The 17,678-nt window shown below is 65.9% G+C and carries 9 protein-coding genes; all 9 read right to left on the minus strand.

Features of this window, described 5'->3' with window-relative positions:
- Positions 1-328: 328 nt before the first annotated feature.
- The 9 genes from E3T27_RS15945 to E3T27_RS15985 all read right to left on the minus strand — a co-directional run bounded on the left by E3T27_RS15945 (position 329) and on the right by E3T27_RS15985 (position 17,676).
- Positions 329-2,197 (minus strand): DUF7937 domain-containing protein, encoded by a 1,869-nt coding sequence (locus E3T27_RS15945; protein WP_134573973.1) that lies wholly within the window; start codon positions 2,195-2,197, stop codon positions 329-331.
- A gap of 50 nt (positions 2,198-2,247) precedes the next feature.
- Positions 2,248-3,834 carry a variant leucine-rich repeat-containing protein gene (locus E3T27_RS15950; protein ID WP_134573975.1) on the minus strand — a complete coding sequence of 529 codons (1,587 nt, stop codon included), beginning with the start codon at positions 3,832-3,834 and terminating at the stop codon, positions 2,248-2,250.
- A gap of 72 nt (positions 3,835-3,906) precedes the next feature.
- A complete protein-coding gene (locus tag E3T27_RS15955) occupies positions 3,907-4,407 on the minus strand; it encodes a hypothetical protein (protein WP_166786250.1) in 501 nt (166 codons plus the stop codon).
- A gap of 76 nt (positions 4,408-4,483) precedes the next feature.
- Positions 4,484-5,338: a PP2C family protein-serine/threonine phosphatase gene (locus E3T27_RS15960; RefSeq protein ID WP_134573979.1), complete on the minus strand. Its 855-nt coding sequence runs from the start codon at positions 5,336-5,338 to the stop codon at positions 4,484-4,486.
- Between the two features lie 3 nt (positions 5,339-5,341).
- Positions 5,342-6,724 carry a DUF5684 domain-containing protein gene (locus E3T27_RS15965; protein WP_134573980.1) on the minus strand — a complete coding sequence of 461 codons (1,383 nt, stop codon included), beginning with the start codon at positions 6,722-6,724 and terminating at the stop codon, positions 5,342-5,344.
- A 21-nt stretch (positions 6,725-6,745) separates the two neighbouring features.
- A complete protein-coding gene (locus tag E3T27_RS15970; RefSeq protein ID WP_134573982.1) occupies positions 6,746-9,295 on the minus strand; it encodes a transglutaminase domain-containing protein in 2,550 nt (849 codons plus the stop codon).
- Entirely contained in the window at positions 9,292-10,680 is a 1,389-nt protein-coding gene (locus E3T27_RS15975) for a DUF58 domain-containing protein (RefSeq protein WP_233200533.1), read from the minus strand. Before E3T27_RS15975 ends, E3T27_RS15970 begins: the two co-directional genes overlap by 4 nt.
- On the minus strand, positions 10,677-11,642 hold the full coding sequence (locus E3T27_RS15980) for an AAA family ATPase (RefSeq protein ID WP_104126809.1): 966 nt from the start codon (positions 11,640-11,642) through the stop codon (positions 10,677-10,679). Before E3T27_RS15980 ends, E3T27_RS15975 begins: the two co-directional genes overlap by 4 nt.
- Before the next feature lie 28 nt (positions 11,643-11,670).
- Positions 11,671-17,676 carry an Ig-like domain-containing protein gene (locus E3T27_RS15985; RefSeq protein WP_134573984.1) on the minus strand — a complete coding sequence of 2,002 codons (6,006 nt, stop codon included), beginning with the start codon at positions 17,674-17,676 and terminating at the stop codon, positions 11,671-11,673.
- Between the last annotated feature and the right edge of the window lie 2 nt (positions 17,677-17,678).

Consider the following 17,678-nt stretch of genomic DNA (forward strand, 5'->3'; position numbering starts at 1 on the left):
AAACCCCAAGTACGCGGGCCCATCTTGTGGGACCCCACCCAAACCTGGCGCCCCGCCCACAGCCACCGCGCCAACACCCCCAGCCCCGAACCGTACTGGCGCAACTAAGCCCTGCCGCCCTGCTATCAGGGCGATCCGGTTCCGCTATCTGAAAATAGCGAAGCTTCTAGGCGACGAGATTTCGGCGCGATAGATTCCGCGTGCGCGCAACGGTCGACTGGCCAGCCCAGCCCAGCCCAGCCCAGCCCAGTCCAGCCCAGCCAAGCGCCCGCTGGAGCGCGGGGCTGGTGCTCGGCAGACAGAAGCCCGTGGGCGAAGACTCGTGGGGCTAGAGCCCGCGGGCGCGCAGCGCCTGCTGTACGAGAGGATCGGGCGACTGCGCCAACCAGGCGAGCAGGTCGGGGTAAGCACTCCGATTGCCCGCGAGTTGCGGCCAAACCTCCGGGTGGTTCTGCGCCAGGTCGTAAAATTCGGCGGCCGAGGTGTTCGGGTCATCGGCCGCCAGGCTGGCCGCGCTGGGTGCTGCGATGATTGCTGCAACAGGCACGGGGACAGTCGCCGGAGGAGCTGGCGGCGCCGTTCGGGGCGGTGGCGGCGAAACGGGAACGGCGACTGGCCTTTGGGGCGCGGTGGCTGGAACGATGGGCGCCGTGGCATCCGTTGGAGTGATCGGTGCGGCAACCGGTGCTGCGGCATAGCCGGTGTAGGCCGCCGGTGCCTGGGCCCGAACCGGGCCGTACTGCGTGAAGTAGCTGCGAACGGATGCCGGCATGGTCAGGGCGTAGAACACCAGCGCGGGCAGTCCGAAGGCCAGGGCGAGGCTCAGCATGGCCGCGGTACTCAGGATGACCAGGGAGAAGGAAGCGTATTCTGCGCCCTCGAACAGCCAGGAATAGAGCGTGCTCAGATTGCCGTCGGTGATGGTTTGCCCGCGCAGCACGACGAAAACGATGCCGAGCACGGTGATGAGGCCGGTGAGGCCGAGTACCAGCCACTGGCTGCCGGCCGGGTTTGACCGCAGGGTGGTGCGGGCGATAATGGCCACAACGATGATGATCGAGAGCACGATCGTGGCGCCGATGTTCAACCCGGTAGCACCGGTACTGGCACCGCTGCCGATGAGGTTCGCGATGACCAGCAGCACGCTCAGCCCGGCGGTGCCGATGATGAGCACGAACGTGAGCGAAGCGACGCCGAACCATTTCACAATCGGCTCAAGCGGAACCATCGCCAGGCGCAGCGCCGGCGCCGACGTCAGGCCGAACAGCCCGGCTAACAGAATGAGCGGGTAGCCGCCCCAGCTGAGCGATTCGACCCCGCCAAAGGACAGACCAAAATCGGTGAGCGCGTCGATCGTGATGACTCCGATTGCGATGCCGCCGAGCGTGCGCCCGACGGTGAGCCAGATCGCGTTGCCGCGGAGAATTCCGTAGATGGGCAGCAGCACGCCGGCCGCACCGGCGAGCAAGGCCACGACCGCGGAGAGCAGCACCATGGCGCCAACCTGAACGGGTGACCCTACGACTCCGAGAATGATCGCGCCCAGCACGGTCAGGGTCACGACCGCGCCATAGCCAATGACGATGCGGTGCCAGAGGCGGGCGACCGGGTGGTAACCGACGATTCCGACCAGCTCTGCGGAGCGCGGCTGGCTAGCGAGGAAGGCCCCGGCCAGTCCGAAAGCGGCCGCGTAGCCGAGCCCGGTCGTTTCATCCTTCGAGAAAGCGTCGACGAGCATGAATCCCAGAACGAGAAGCGCGTAGGGAACGTTGACCAGCAGTCGGATCAACCAGATCTGGGCCAGCCCGATGCCGGGACTGAAAACTCCGGCGCGCAGCAGGTAGGTGAGGCTGAGCGAGAACAGCGACAGCAGTGTGATCAGGATGACCTCGATTCGGCCGGTCGCTCCGATCGTTTCGCTCATTCCGAAGGCAGTGCTGAACATCCACGGTAGGGCCAGGGAGCTCAGGAGTAACAGCAGAGCTCCGCCGTCTCGCGCCCAGTCGGACGACGGGATACCGGCGAACGGATTCGGTCGGGCGGGCGCGTACTGTGCCGGCGCGACGGGTGCAGCGTACTGCGGGGCGCCATGCTGCGGTGCGACATATTGCGGGGCGACCGGCGGCGCGACATACTGCGGAGGCGCGGGCTGCGGCGTCGCTGGCGGCTGCTGGGGGGCGTTCGGGTCGAAGGTCATTTGAGTCCTCTGTGTTCGTTCTGGATTCTTGTCACTGTCTCGCGAGGTTGTCACTGGTAGAGCCGGTCGAGCTTGCCGTCCTGGCTGAGTCGTACCAGGTTCCCCACAGCGATGCCGGCCACGTCGGCCACGGTGCGCATGGGGCTGACGAACCATCCGCTCTTCTCTTCCACGGCGAGAACCTGCCAGCTGTCGGCACCGAGTTCCTTCATCCAGGAAGCATCGTCGAGGCATCCCTCGAACGACGAGTAACCGGAATCCGTAGCTACACAGACCCCGGAGAATTCGCTGCGGTACGGCCAGTTGTAGCCGTCGCCCTCGATCACGATGCTGTCGAGGTCGAGGTGAGCGGTGTCGCCGTTGACCTCTGGGGTCACCGAAAAGTCGGTGACCTGCAGGTTGTCGAAGTCACCGTCACCATCGGTGGGCATGAGCGCGTCACCGTACAGACTGAGAAAACGACGTTCCGACTCGGGCATCACGGCGGCGAGGTCGCCGTAGTCGCCGTTCTCGCCGAATGCGATCACGGCCTCGGCGAATCCTTCGGCAGCAGCGGCCGCGGTGTCGAACGTGGCCGCGTCGTCGGCGGCGACCAGGTTGCCTCGCGTGGAATCGTGCGAGCCACTCTGCAGAATGTTCTCACCGGTCGTGAGCAGCGGGCTGACATACCAGGAGCCACCCTCACGAACGGTGACGATGGTCGCATCGTGTCCGAGCGTGTCGGCGAGGTCGGCGGCGGTCTGTGTAAACGGCAGCATGTCGTTGAGCTCCGCAATCGACGACTCGCGCAGGTCGGCGATCATCGAGTCGGTGTTTCTGTCATCGGAGCCCCACGACTCCTGCTGGAGGCGCAGCTGCGGCCCCACGACCTCGAGGTAGGCGTCCGTGATCGTTTCGGCATCACCGTTCATGGTCAACTCACCCGCCGTGATGGTGACGACCGCGATACCGTCTTCAACGTCTTCTGCCTCGAGTTCAATCCCGGTCAGGGTGATATTCAAGCTGTCGACGACCGTATTGATGAGCTCCGGCATATCGACCGGGTCGCCGTTCTCGTCGTCCATGGCGATGGCGCCGAGCTCATCGATCGGAGCCTTGAACGATTCAACTTCAGCGGGAGACAACGAGCCGTACACGCTGATCAGGTCCCGATCAGCCGTGCCGGCGAGCAGTTTCTCGACCGCGGCCGTTGGAGAGGATGCCCCGCCCAGCTTCGAGAAGATGGCCCCGTAGGCCCACACACCGCCACCGCCGACGAGTAACACGATGACCCCGATTGATCCCCAGATCAACAGTTTCTTGGGCGGTCGCTTGGAGGACTGGTCTGGCCTGGCATACGGGTTTGCCAGAGCGGATGCCGCCGCGTCTGCTGCCTGCCTCGGGGTCGCGCCGGCAGCCTCGAACGGAGCAGCGACACAGGGGACCGCTGCGGTGGGTGTGACTTCGGCGGGCGCAGGCATCACGGGAGTGATAGTGCCGAGCTGAAGCATCCACTCAATCAGGGCCGGGTAGCACGACGGGTTCCCGGCGATGACCGGGTGCAACTCGTGGTGGGCGGCGGCAATTTCCGCGAGCCGGATTTGCGGGGTCGCCGGGTCGGCGGCTTCCCGGTGCAGGGGCAAGGTGGAATCTGTCACGAGAGTAAAGCTCCTAGCGTGTCGGTGCGTGCTTACGGGCACAGCATGGGGTGGCGATCAAACGAGGCGCGATCACCACGTGAAAATCGTGAAAACGGTGTAGGCAGCGGCTGCGAGCACGACCAGAACGGTGCTCGAGATGATCGCCATCAGCGTGAATCGGCGACGGCGACGTTTTATGACTTCGGCACGCTCGCGAATCTCGGCGGCCGCGTCAGCCAGACGGAGCCCGGCCAGGTCGGGCAGCACGTCGGGTCTTGGCACCGGGGCCTGCGGCGAAATAATCGTCGGAGTTGGCCGCGCCGCGTAGCGCACACTCGCACCGCTCTGCACCTGCGGCGGCTGGTATCGGCGTTGCAGGGAATCAACGACCGGAGTGTGCACGGGGGCGGTCGCCCGCCGCTGGCTCAACAGCGTGTCGGTGGCCGTGCTGCCCCTGGAGGACTGTACGGTAGCCTCGTCGGCCTGGTCGGCAGTCGCGTCATCCTCGTGCGGCGTGGTCGCAGAATCCCCGGCCTCGGTGGGAGGCTGCCGCACCACGCGGCGGGTGTGATCGTCATTCGCGCGCCGCACAATACGCGTATGTTCATCTGCAGTTCGCCCAACGATGACGGTGTCATCAATGTCCGGCCCAGCGACCCCTGTCGGTTCAGCGGGCCGCATTGCGAGCCACTCGTTGCACCGGTCGGGTGTCTTCGGTGCGGGTGTCGGACTGGTCGTCGCCGACCGGGACGCCGTGCCACGAGCTGACCCCGCCGGCGATGACATCGATCACGATCACGGAAACGTTATCGCGTCCGCCGTGTTCGAGGGCGCCGGCGAGCAGCGCATCCGCCGTCTGCTGGGTGCCACCGCCGAGGGTTAATCCGGCCTTGATAGCCTCGTCGGAAAGCTCGCCGCTGAGCCCGTCGGAACACACCAGCAGGCGTTCGCCGGTCACGACCGGGCGCAGCCAATAGTCGGCATTGCTGTTGTCGGCGCCCATCGCGCGAGTGATGACATTTTTTCGCGCGAAGGTGGCGACATCCGCTTTCAGAAGTGAACCCTCGTCGATGAGTTCCTGAGCCAGGGAATGGTCGACGGTGAGCTGCTGAAACTCGCCACCGTGCAGGCGGTAGACGCGCGAGTCGCCGACGTTCACGATGAGCCATTGCGGGAAATCTTCGTGGTCGATGAGCACCAGACCGGTGAGGGTGCTGCCCGCGCCGCGCCCGGTCGAATCCGACACGGCGCGAACTGCGGTGTGTGCGCGCAGAACCGCAGCCACTACGTCGTCGGCCGCAACATCGACGCGGCCGACGCAGGCCTGGAATTCGGCGATCACGGCCGAGCTGGCTCGCTGGCCGGCTTCGAGCCCGCCCATGCCGTCGGCGACGATGAACACTGGTTGGGACGCTAGCAGCGAGTCTTCATTGTCATGTCGTTTGCGGCCGACATCTGTGCGGGAGCCGCACTGCAGCGACACTCCGGCACTGCTCGCTCGAGGGTCAGGGAGGTACGCCATGGCTCAGGCCTCCAGGTAGATGCGCGCCGCGAGTTCCCCGAGAAGGAACCGATCGGTCAGGGGCGCACTCGCACCCGCATCGAGCTCATTTTCAAAGCCTCCGCCATCGATGAGCACGACACCGTTGGTCGAGTGCAAGTCGCTGATACCCCACGCTCCATCGACAAAATCCAGGCGGGCGTGGGTCTTCGACACCGTCTTGCCCGGGTCATGCAGTGGAACTAACTGTGCGTCTAAGTGTGCCCCGCCTCGCGCGGGGTTGCGGCCAAGCAGCACTACCGGTTTGGTGAGCGAGACTTTCAGCCCGTGTTCGGTTTCGAGCGTCCACGGCTTCATACGACGCACGACGATCATGGTCTCGTCGTCGTCCTCGGATTCGTCTTCAGCTACGTCACTAGCGTGTGCTGCGCACGCTGCGAAAGGTATGACCGCAGAAACCTGCGCGGCAACCTCGACCGGAAACACTGTGCGGATCGGTGCCGGGACCGGTGCCGTGCTTGCCTGAACGACCGGCGCCGGCGGAGCCCATGGATTCACCGGCGCGGCGACCGGTGCAGAGACGACCGAAAGCGCCGGCGGCGCGGGCGGCGCGGCGACGACCAAAGGCGCCGGCGCGGCGACCGGCGCAGAGACGACCGAAGGCGCGACCGGTGCGGCGACGACCGGCGGCGCAGGAAGAACGGCCGAGGCCGACAACACCGGCGAGGCAGGGGCTGGAGCTGGAGCTGGGGCCGGAGGCACGCTCACGTAGAACGGCGGCGGACCGCTGGGCAGGCCGTGCGGAACCGGAGGCGCGAGCGGGGCGGCCGCTGTGGTCGCCGGAAAGGCTGCTGGCGGGGCCGGGGGAAGTAGCGCAACGGCAAGCTGAGCGGGCACGTTTGGCGACGCGGGCGGTGCGGGCGGTGCGGGCGGTGCGGGCGGCATCGGTGTCAGCACGTGGTGGCCGGCCGATGCGGGAGCCGTCGGCGGTGCCGGCGGCATCGATAGCGACGTCACCGGGGCGAACGGAACGTACCCGGTCGCGGGGATCCCGGGCAGCCAGCCGGTGTCGACGGACTTCCCGAACCCGAGCACGCAGGCCCAGATGGGACTGCTGACCAGGTAGAGCAGGGTGAAGCCGCCGCCGCGGCCGAGACGCCGGTTGACGTTGTTGACCGCCAGCACGAGCACGACGAGGGCCACCACGTTCGCGACGGGGATAAAGAGGCCCACCACCCACAGGGCTGAATAGCGGCCGAGTTCATACAGGGTGATGCTGTTGACGATCGGCACCCAGCCCTTCCAGGCCTGTTCTCCGAGCTTCACAAAAACTTTACCGAGACCGATCGACGAGAAGACGTACACGCCGAGACTGACCAGCACAGCGACCGCGATTATCGTGATCATAGCTCCAGATGATTCATCCATTTATGCTTTGCGGCCGCTGACGGGCGGCCGCTCCCCCATTCTGCTGGTGTAGCGCCGGTTCGGGCGCACTGTGGTGACGTCGCGTCGAGATGCGCTGGGTCGAAAAGTGAAGAGTCGGCCGGCATCGGCTAGCCGAGAAAAGGAGCGCAGCGAGATGGCAGCGCGCAAGCGTTGGCGCCTCGTCCCGCTCGCGGCGATGCTCGCTCGTTCGGCCGTGACGAGTGCCCAGAAGGCGTCGCTATCGGCGGCTCGCGGCGATGCTTCGCCGAAAACGGCCCGGTCAGCCAGGGTCGCGAGCTGTGCTCCACCGACCGATCGGTAGTGCGCGGCGGTCTCGACCCGGGTCATGCTCCCCTGGTCGGCCAGGCCACGGTCGACGGCGGCGTCGATGTATTCGTCCCAGCCGCCGGCGAACCGCGCCGACACGTCGGTGGCCCGCGCCCGGTCACGGCGGCGTGTGAGTTTGGCACCGACAATGACCAGGAACGGCGTGCTGATCGCGAGCAATGTGGCCAGGCTGATGCCGCCAATCTTGAGGGCCGCGAACAGCCAAGCGAGGTCGGAGCCGGTGACCGGATCCTGTTCCTGCTGATCTTCGCCGCTGGTGGGGTTGGCCTCTGGCGCGCGCTGCTCGGTGGCTCCCTCGGCGATGACCTCGGTGTTGTGCTGCGGGTCGCGCCTCGTGTCGTCGATGGGTGAGAGCGGGTTCTGAAATTGCGGGGTCGCGTCAACAGTGACCCAGGTGCCATCGCCGCTGCCGACCTCCACCCAGGCCGCGAGGTTCTGCCCCGAACAGACGCCCGCGAGGCAATCGCCGGGTACGCCCGAATCAGCAGCCTCGGCCGCTCCGAGGGTGAATCCCAGCACCACCCGAGACTCGAATCCGAGATGACGGGCGAGCAGAGCGGCAGCCACGGCAAACTGTTCGTCATCACCGACTCCAGCCACGAGCTGGGAATTCTCGGTGGCGGTCGTGCTGTTCTGCTTTTCGAGCAGCGCAGTGAAGAGCGCGTCAATGCGGGCGACCGAATGCCCGGACAGGCTCGGCGAGAATTGGTAGTCGCCGAGGTCGGCGGTCCAGGAAGTCGCCGCAGGCACGGTCAGAGCGTGGCTGAGGTAGCCGCGCTCGCGCAGGCGGGTGACCAGCTCGGCCAAACCGGCGCCATCACGCGTGATTGCCTGGGCGTCGACCCAGTCGATCAGGCTCTGCGGAATCAGCGTGTCATCGATCGAGCTGCTGGCCGGGCCGGCGAGAGCGGCGAGGTTCGTCGCATCCGCTTGCCGCTCGAAGACGATCGTGTAGCGGTCACCGTTGGTCAGGGCTTTGAGTTGAATTCCGGATGCCGTATTTGCGTTGTAGAAGAATCCGTCGCTCAGGTCAGCAGCGCGATCACCGGCGAAGCGGATGCTCGACAGCGCGCCGGCCCCCGGCATCCAGACGCCGGAGTACCCGACAATGTCGAAGCGGGCCGTGTCGCTGTCGGCGCTTACGCCGCGCGCGTGCGGCACCCGAGCAAAGGCGGTGGTCTGGTCGCTCACGCCGCCGGCCGGGTTCACGACCCGAAAGACTTCACCGTCGTAATAGCTGAGCACGGCCAGGCGCACGCGAGAGGCGGTGCCGTCGTCGACCGCGGTGCCGGTTACCGTGAACAGCTCGGCGTCGTACTGCTCGGCGCTGAAAAAGCTGCGGTATCGGCTGAGCGGACTGACGTACTCGCGCAGTTCGACGGCCGGGTCGATACTGCTGCGCAGCACCTCACGGGTCGGCGTGGCCGCGACGGCCGAGAGTGCGCCGAGGGTGATGCCGATGGCGAGCACGAGTACCCCGAAGGCCAGAATGGCCCGACGGATGCGACCACCGAGAGCGCCAGGAGTGCGCCGTACCCCGGTCGTACGGGCAGCGAGGTCGAGCGCCGCGGTTCGGGACAGATGGGTGCGCCAGGCCAGAAAACCGAAGGCGAGCAGCAGAGCGGCCAGGCCGATCAGGCTTTCACGCGGAGCCGGCACGCTCACCCCGACCACGGTCAACGGAACGCTCACGGCGCTCGAGCCGAAGACCAGGCCGAACAGTTGCACGCCAAAGACCAGCGGCACGGCGAGGGCCACGAGCCGGCCGCCGCGCCAGGCCAGAGTAAGCGCGGCCGTGGTGCCGCCGAGAAACAGGAGAAAGGCCGGGGCGAGCAGTGATTGATACGAGCCGACCGGCAGTTGAATGGTGACGAGCTCTTTCCAGCTGAACACCGTGGCCGTCACCAGGTCGAGCAGCCCACCGAGCACGCCGTCAATACCGGTGAGGGCGGTCGGCACCGCGAGCGGGACTCCGAGCACGAGGTAGGCGCCCAGCACGGTGAGCAGCATGGTGAACCACGACCAGCCACGGCGCTCCCCGAGCCAGGCGAGGGCCACCCCGGTCAGAACCGCTCCGGCCGCCATGATCAGGTAGCTGGTGGCCTGGTAGATCGGCCAGGCCGCCCAGACGGCAACGAGCATCATGGCCACGATGAACAGGGCGTTGATCACGTGGACACGGTGTTGTACGGGCGTACTCATGCGGCTCTTCGGCTCAGCAGGGAACGAAAGTCGTCGAGCACGCCGATGGTCAGCACGCTCGTGCCGGCCAGGTCACGAAAACTCGGCTGTTCGTTGGGGTTGCACAGCACAGCGACGACCTGCACGTTGCCGGCGAATTTGAGGGTGAGGGCTTGCAATCGCCGCGCGGTCATGGCGGAACCGCAGACCACGAACGCGATGGAAATATCGGGCACCACCTGCGCGGCGAGCACGCAGACGTCTTCGACGTGCATCGCGTGTGGACTGGTTTCGATCGCGGTGAGGTCATCGAGCAGGGTACGCGTCGACACGACACTCAGGCTGCGCACAGAACGGATGCTGCTGCGCACGATATCGGGGATCTCCTCGCTCGCCACGACGGCCAGGTCCCGTCCATCACGAATCGCACGTACGCCGAGCGAGCCAGCCGCACTGACGGCCATCTCGAACTCATCCTCGGAGGCGTATTCGGCGGCGTTGAGGCTCAGCACGATGGCCAGGCGTGAGCGTCGGCTCTCTTCGAACTGTCGAACCATGAGTTTGCCGGTCTTCGCGGTGGACTTCCAGTGGATGTGCCGCTGCCCGTCACCAGGCGCATACTCGCGAATGGCGTGAAAAGAGATGTCGGAGTCGACGATATCGCTCGTGGGGTTGCCCTCGAGGTCGCGCACGAAACCGGCGCTCGTACTCGGAATCGACACGGTCACCGGGTGCACGAACAATCGGTCGACGTCGGCCCAGGGCCGTGAGCGGCCGAGCACACCGAGTGGGTCACTGCGCACGGTCGTGACCGGGCCCACGTCGATGACCCCGCGGCGGTAGGCCGGCACGCGAACATACTCTTCGTGAACCTGGCCGGCGCGCAGCAGCGGCACATAGACATCCGCCAGCCCCTTGCCGATGGGAACGTCGACGCGCCCCGGCAGCTCGAGCCGTTTGGAGACGTTGGTAACGGTGAGGGTGCCGATTACCTCGGAACCGGCCACGACCCGATCGACCGGCAGGACGAAATCCACGCTATAGGCGCGGCCGCCGGCCAGAAAGGGCAGCGAGATGAGAATGAGGGCCACCGCCACACAGCCCGTGACGATCAGCTCGGTCCAGCCGAAGACCAGGCCGAGCGGCAACAGTACGATGGCGGTGGCGACCACCACCCAGCCGGCCGGTGTAACCGTTTCACCGACCCATTCGACGGATGCCTTCACACCGTTTCGCACCGTTCGCGACACGCGCATCCAGAGCACGACAGCGTCCACGAGGGTCAACGTCGTCGACGTGTTCGTGCGCGTGGTGCTATACCGGGTATGCGTGGCATACCTGCTCTGGGTGGAAGTGCGCGTCAGCGTCGATGTACGTGCGCGACGCGATTCGGTGTGAAAGCTCACGCCAGGTCGCTCCGACTGGGCGGAACGACGTCGAGCAGAATCTGGCCGATGACGGCGCTCGCGGTGACGCCATCGAACTCGGCCTCGGGGTCGAGCACGCAGCGGTGCGCCAACACCTGATCGGCGAGGGCCTTGACGTCGTCGGGGGTGACGAAGGTGCGCCCGTGGGCGACCGCCCAGGTTTTGGCGGCCTTGGTGAGGGCGCGGGCGCCGCGCACACTGACGCCCATGCGCACCTGGCGGGCGTCGCGCGTGGCCTCGACCAGGCGGCCGATGTAGTCATAGACGAGCGGATTCACGAACACTGAGCGCGCAATGTCGCTCATGCTCACGAGCGCCTGCGGGGTGATGACGGGGGCGAGTTCGTGGCGCACGTCAGCGGTGCCCTCGAGAATGCGAATGGTCGAGGCCAGGTCGGGATAGCCGAGCGAGGCCTTCATCATGAACCGGTCGAGCTGGGCTTCTGGCAGCCGGTAGGTACCGGCCTGCTCGATCGGGTTCTGGGTGGCGATGACGAGGAACGGCACCCCGGTGGAGCGGGTGACGCCGTCGATGGTGACGTTGCCCTCTTCCATCGCTTCGAGCAGCGCCGACTGCGTCTTCGGGCTGGCCCGGTTGATCTCGTCGGCGAGTACGACGTTGGCGAAGATGGGTCCGCTGTGAAACTCGAACTCGCCGGTCTTCTGGTCGTAGACGGTGATTCCGGTCACGTCTCCGGGCAACAGGTCGGGGGTGAACTGAATACGGGTCGAGACACCCTGCACGGTCTGCGACATGGCGCGGGCGAGCGAGGTTTTGCCGGTGCCCGGGTAGTCCTCGAGCAGCAGGTGGCCCTCGCTGACCATAGCGGTGAAGGCGAGTTCGATCACGTGGCGCTTGCCGAGCACGACCTGCTCCACGTTGTCGACCATCATCGTGAAGGTCGCGGTGAACCAGTCTGCCTGTTCCGGGGTGATTGTCATGTGTGTAGCTCTTTCAGTGGGGCGAGATTTAGGTGGTGGGCGCGTTCGCTGCGACACAGTTCATGGGACCGGCCAAGGTGCCGGAGACGGAAGGGAGGTCTTTGGTTCCCGGAGCTGTCCAGGTGATCGTCCACATAATCTGTTGGGTCTGCTGTGCGTTGGCGGGTACGTTCTCGTCGCCATTCACCCAGACACGTGTGTTGTTCTCGCCCGGCACGTCGTACTGTGCTGCGTCAACAGCGCCCTTGGCAAGGCCGCTGTCGGTCGCCGTGACAGCGACGGCGATCGTGCTGCTGACAACGCAACCCTGCGTGGTGAGAGTGGTGACCCCGTACGTGACTTGCCAGGCTTTACCGGTATCGGCTGCTGTCACCGTCGACCAGTCGCTACAGTGAGCGGTATCGTCCTCGATGCAGTACCGCACGGTGATACCGGGATCAGCGCCGAACACGGTCGAGCCGGTGGTCTCGTCGTAGTTGGCCCAGTCGACCACGAAGTCAGCGGGAACGGTGGCCGACGATGTGGGCGTCGTGATCAGGTATTGACCAGTGCTCTGGCCGCTGGCCGGCGTCGCCATACCGTAGGTGTACGAGCCGTCGCCCGGAGCGGAGGGCTGGACCCAGGTCGTGATGGGGCCGACGCTGTCAGCTGCCTCCCCATATCCATTGGAATAGCAGACCGTCACGTAGTAGTTGGTGTGCTTGGTTAGGCCACCGATCGTGGAATCCTTCGAAGTGCGGTTTCCCGCCGAGGTAAATCCCGCCGGAGTGAGCGTGCAGACGGCACCTGGTGCGGTCGATGCCACAAAGAGAATATGTTCGGCCTCAGCGCTGAAGTTCTTGTTTGGCGAGGTGCCCGACACCGTGATCGAGGTGTTCGCGGAGTCCAAGGTGCCCGCAGCGACCGAGGGAGATCCGGCCACGGTCACCGGCTGGTTGAACGACAGGTCGGTGGGTCCGCTGCCGGCCGGCTGGTCGTACTTACTCAACGGTGTGACGGTGATCGTCTGCTCGCCGACGGGCAGCACGCGACTGAATTCCGTCGTTCCTACACCGGGAGTTGCAACGGCTTCTTCCGTGCCGTTGACGCTGTACCGGTTGGTTGATGGGTCGTCGTTTCTGATCTTCACGGTAACAACGCCCTGCGCCGTCGTCGTCCCTTCGTCGAAGACCGGCTCGGCCGTGAGTTCGCCCATGCCCGGGGTGTCATACGACCAGGCCGTGACGCTGACGGCGCTGCGGGATTCACCGACCGAGTTGACGGCTTTAGCCTCGTAGAGCGCCTTCTCACCGTTTTTGGCGGTTCGAATCACCCCGCAGTCACCCGACGTGTCACAGCGGGCCACCGAGGCACCGTTGCGGTAGAGAGTGAATCCTTCCAGGGCTGGGTAGGCTGCATTGGCACCGCCCGGGCTAACTGAGAGTGTGATGGCCTGGTCGTCGTAGGCGATCTGGGCCACCGCGTTCGGCGCCTTCGGGTAGCCCCGCAGGTCAACCGTGACCACCCCGTTGCGGCTTCCGGCGCTGAGCTTGCCCTGGGCGTCGCGCACCACAAAGCTCGCCTCGCAGACCCCGCCGGCGGTGTCACCAGACCAGGTGGCCCGCACGTTTCGCAAATTCTCGACCGCGAACGACACTCCCACGCAGGTACTCGGGGCGGTGACGGAGACCAGTTCAAGTGGGGTGCCACGGTAGAGGTTGACCTCGCCAGCGGTGCCGACGACCGCAATCGAGCAGCTCGATCCCGACGATTGGGTGCAGGTCGTCGCCACGGTGCCGCCCTTGGGCAGTTCGCTCGGCGCCGGGCCCACCTTGAGTACGAGTGCCGCCGCAATCGCCTCGCGGTGACTCGACAGGCTCACCGTGACCGCTGCCTCGCGGCCGGCCACGGCGTTGTCAGCGACACCGATCGTGAGAATGGAGCCGTCCTGCGTCACGGTGAACTGGTCAGACGAGTAGTCGATCGCAAAGGTCAGTGCTGGCACGTCGCCCTTGCCCTGCCACTCGACCATGTGGCTGAGGTCGTAACGAATAGCTTCCGAGCCGGGGCTTGCAGTGAGCGCCGCCGGCCGCAGTTCCGGCTGAGGATCGAGCGGCTGGACCACGATCGGCACAACCAGCTGCGTGTAGTCCTCCTGCCCGTCGATACGGGCAGGCACCGTGCAGGAGTCGGTCCACGGTGCATCGGAACCAGCCGTGTAGGTGACGGTCGTGCCGGAGTCGAACGTACACGTCGCGTTGCCCCGCTCCCCCGACGAACGGATGCCGGTGCGTTGCAGTTCCAGCGTGGAATCAGCGGGAATCGATACGAGGCTCGTCAGATCAAAGCTGACGGCAGCGTCTTCCCGCACGTTTTGGTCGACGTTTCCTTTTTTGAGCGCGATGATGATCGCATCCTTCGCCGGAATGCGGAGGAACCCATAGGTGGTCACTACGACACCCTGAAAATTCGGTCCGGTCACGGCGAACGGTGCAAGCAGTCCCTCGTCGGGAACGTCGCCGCTGATCTTCCAGCCGGACACGTCGAGGCCCGGGTGGTCACCCCACAGGGTCAGGGTGAGGTCAGAAACATCTCCAGAGTTCCAGGACACCTTGTCGGTGACCACGTCGATGCCCTTCGGGAACCCGTCTCGTTCGTCAAGGGTCAGGGTCGTATCGATCACGACCGGATAGTCGGGCACCGAGGTGCGCACAACCTTGACCACGATGAGGCCCTGGCCGACATCATCGTTGGCGTTGGTCACCGAGTAGACGAAGGTGAGCAGGCCAGGCTCGTCGCCGGCCGTGAACACCACTCGCTCATCGGTGACGGAGTCGATGCGCTGCGCCAGGGCGTCATACTCATCGGTGCTGACCGCCGCGTCGGGGGTGACGGCACTCAGGGTCAGTCTGCCGCCGCCGGGTTCGATGTCGTTGGCGGCAGGAAAAACGACGACCTGGTTGCCCGGCCCTGCCTGCACCTCGACGTAGTCGCTGAAGGTGATCGGGCTCGGGTTGGAACGCTGGTCGAGCACGCCGATGCGCACGAGAGCGACGCCGGCGGACCCGGCGGTGTCGCGCACGCGATACTGAAATTCGATGGCGCCGTGATAGTCGAGCGGGCTGGAGAAGACGATGGCATCCCCGGTGGCATTGAGCGAGGCCGTGCCGCGCGCCGGCTGGGTCAGCACTCGATCGAGCACGACGGTATCGCCGTCGGGATCGGTGCCGAAGCTGTTGAAAGGAATCTCAATCGTCTCGCCCGACAGCACCCGACCGTAGAGGGTGTGCGGCTGCGGAGCCGTGTTCTCTCCGTTGGCGAGCACCTCCACCGAGACTACGGCCGAGTCGACGAGTTCGGGAGCGCCAGCGGTGTAGACGCTATAGGCGAGCTCGTAGCTGCCCGGTTCGTCGGGGGCGAGGTAGCGCAGTTCGGCGCCAGCTGCGAAGGCGAGGCCCTGGTCGCTGCGGTTTTGCACGGACTCGGCGTTGAGCATCACGATGTTGCCGTCGGGTGCCACATCGTTGTTGAGCACCGGAATGTCGATCTGGGCACCGACCCGCACTGAGACGCTGTCGTTTCTGGCGATCGGAGCCTGCGGAACGGATGCCTCGAGCAGGTAGACGGTGGCCTCGCCGCGCACGGTATAGAGCGGATTTTTGGTGCCGTCCGACACTGTGTAGCGCACGGTGCCGAGCTTGCCCGGCCGTTCGTCGGCAGTGGAGCCGCGCACCCGCAAAATGTTCTGCCCGACGACGTCGATGCTGAGCGAGGCACCGAGTGCGGTCTCGGGAATGGCTTCGCCGAGCAACAGCACGCGTCCGGCCGGGTTGGAGACGGCGGTGAAGACGTCGACGCTGGTGTCGGCCTTGGGCCGCACGAAAACCGTCACCGGTGACGTGGTGAGGGCCTGAGCATCCGCTGACACCACCGAAATGCGCACGAGCGATACGACCTCGGCTATGTCGTCGGCGATCGTGAGGCTCACCGTGTAGTTGCCGATCGCGGTCGCAACGAAGTCGATGGCGGTGCCGTTCGCGGTAATGCTCACGGTCGACCCCTCGGCGCTCGACGGGGTCGTCGCCGACGTGATGCGGTACAGGCCGGCGGCTCCCGAGATGTGCTCGGCCGGGTTCACCGTCAGTCGCTCGTTCACCGACGCGAGCAGCGCGAAGGGTTCGACCGTGAGCCGCGGCGTCGGTGTGACCACGATGGTGAGTACCTTCTCGGTCGAAGCGCCGTGAATGTCGGAGACGCGCACCAGAATCGTGGCCGACTGCGCGGACTGTTCGGCCGCATTCGGGTGCTTGTAGACGAGCACGCCGGCCGGCGTCACACTGACCGAGCCGATGTCTGCGGTGTTGACAGCGGATGCGACGAAAATGGGATCACCGTCGGGATCGACCCAGCCGGGCAGCACCGGCACGGTCACTGTTCCGCCCGGTTGCACCTCCGGGCTCGGCCAGTCCTGCAGGCAACCGTCGGTACCGCACCAGACCGGCGCCGTGTTCACGTCGTCGCCGTGCACGGTGAGCGTGACCGTGGTCGACGGCGAATCGAGGCCACCGGTACGGGAGCCGTCGGTGATGGCGTAGTTGAAAGTTGCCGAGCCGCTGGCGCCGGGGGCTACCTGCACGGCGAGTGCCTGGTTCTGATCCGTGACGGTGACGGTGCCGAAATCGGGATCGAGGCCGGTGACCGAGGCCGGCACGACGCTGAGCACGTCGTCGTTGGCGTCGTGGTCGTTGAGCAACGCCGGCAGCGAAACGAGCTGGTCGACGCGCACGCCGAAAGAATCCGGCACGGCCACGGGGGCCTTCGGTTCGACGACTTCGGAGGCTTCTTCCACGTTGTCCTGGCGCTGGGGCTCTTCCGCGGCGGCCAGGGTCCAGTCCTGGGAACTCGCGACCAATGCGCCGTCAGGAACGGTCCACACCCATCCGCTCTGCGTGTCGTTGAGAATCAGGAGTGACTCGTTGGTGCGAAACGCGGGCGCGGCGTCGCCGTTCGGAGTGACCGCGCCGTAGCTGAGAACGGATTCGCCGCCGTTCTCGCTAAACAGGGTGCCGCCAGCGCCGGAAGCGGGCAGCCAGGCGGCGTAGCGCTCTCCTTTAAAATGGGTCGGCGCGGCGGGAGCCCCGAGTACCGCCTCGGAATTGCCGACCAGTTCGGTACGGGCACCGTCGGTCAGAGCAAAGGCGACCAGGCCGGTCTGGTCGGCGATAAGCACGTCATCGGCGGCGGCGCTCGGGCGTTGCAGCACGGCCAGTTCGCTCAGGTCAGTCGCGACCGGTGCGTTCTGGCCGGCCAGCCATAGTTCGTCACCGGCCACGCTGAGCAACGCCCAGCTATCACCGACGACGCTCAGCTGACTTCCGGGTTCGGCCGGACCGTCGGTGACAGCGTCCTCGCCGAGAATTTTGTCGTGGACGATGGAATAGCGCAGCATACTTTCTGCCTCGCTGGAGTAGCTGTAGAGCACCCCGTCAGGCGTGATCGCGATGGCGTCGGATCGGTAGGCGCGTGGCGCCTCGCCCGCGGTGACCTCGTCGTCGGCGTAGGGGTTCACTGCGCGGGGCTCTTCCCCAGCGCCGACTGCCCCAGCCAAGACCGCTCCCGCGGTCGTGAGGTAGCCGACCCAGGAACTCGACGACGCGATGGTGCGGGTTCCGTCCGGCGTGTTGTCGTAATCGCCCGCGTCGTCGCCCAGGTTGATCGGTGCCGCGAGGCTCACGTCGACCACTTTTTCGTTGTTCTGGGCGAAGAGCAGCACGGTGGAATCGGTTTGCACCAGTTCGCTGGGTGCTGGCACGGTTTTCACGGTGTCCAGTTCGCCCAGGTCGGTGTTGACGCGGGCATACCGGTTGCCGTCGCCGCTCTGCAATGCCCAGATCGAACTCGCGTTCACCGGCGTCTGCTTCACATCGAAACCATCAGCGACGATCGCCACCGTGGCCAGCAACGCGCCGATCGCGGCGACCGCGGCAATGCGAATCACACCCAGGCGAGCCTTCGAGAGCCCGGGCCGGCGACGACGGGCCCGTTTGCCGGCCATCA

It is taken from the genome of Cryobacterium lyxosi, from assembly GCF_004403345.1.
Lineage (GTDB): Bacteria > Actinomycetota > Actinomycetes > Actinomycetales > Microbacteriaceae > Cryobacterium > Cryobacterium lyxosi.

Coding starts and splice junctions, on each gene's coding strand:
- E3T27_RS15945 (WP_134573973.1), bottom strand. CDS start 2,197: ATGACCTTCGACCCGAACGCCCCCCAGCAGCCGCCAGCGACGCCGCAG.
- E3T27_RS15960 (WP_134573979.1), bottom strand. CDS start 5,338: ATGGCGTACCTCCCTGACCCTCGAGCGAGCAGTGCCGGAGTGTCGCTG.
- E3T27_RS15965 (WP_134573980.1), bottom strand. CDS start 6,724: ATGATCACGATAATCGCGGTCGCTGTGCTGGTCAGTCTCGGCGTGTAC.
- E3T27_RS15970 (WP_134573982.1), bottom strand. CDS start 9,295: ATGAGTACGCCCGTACAACACCGTGTCCACGTGATCAACGCCCTGTTC.
- E3T27_RS15980 (WP_104126809.1), bottom strand. CDS start 11,642: ATGACAATCACCCCGGAACAGGCAGACTGGTTCACCGCGACCTTCACG.
- E3T27_RS15985 (WP_134573984.1), bottom strand. CDS start 17,676: ATGGCCGGCAAACGGGCCCGTCGTCGCCGGCCCGGGCTCTCGAAGGCT.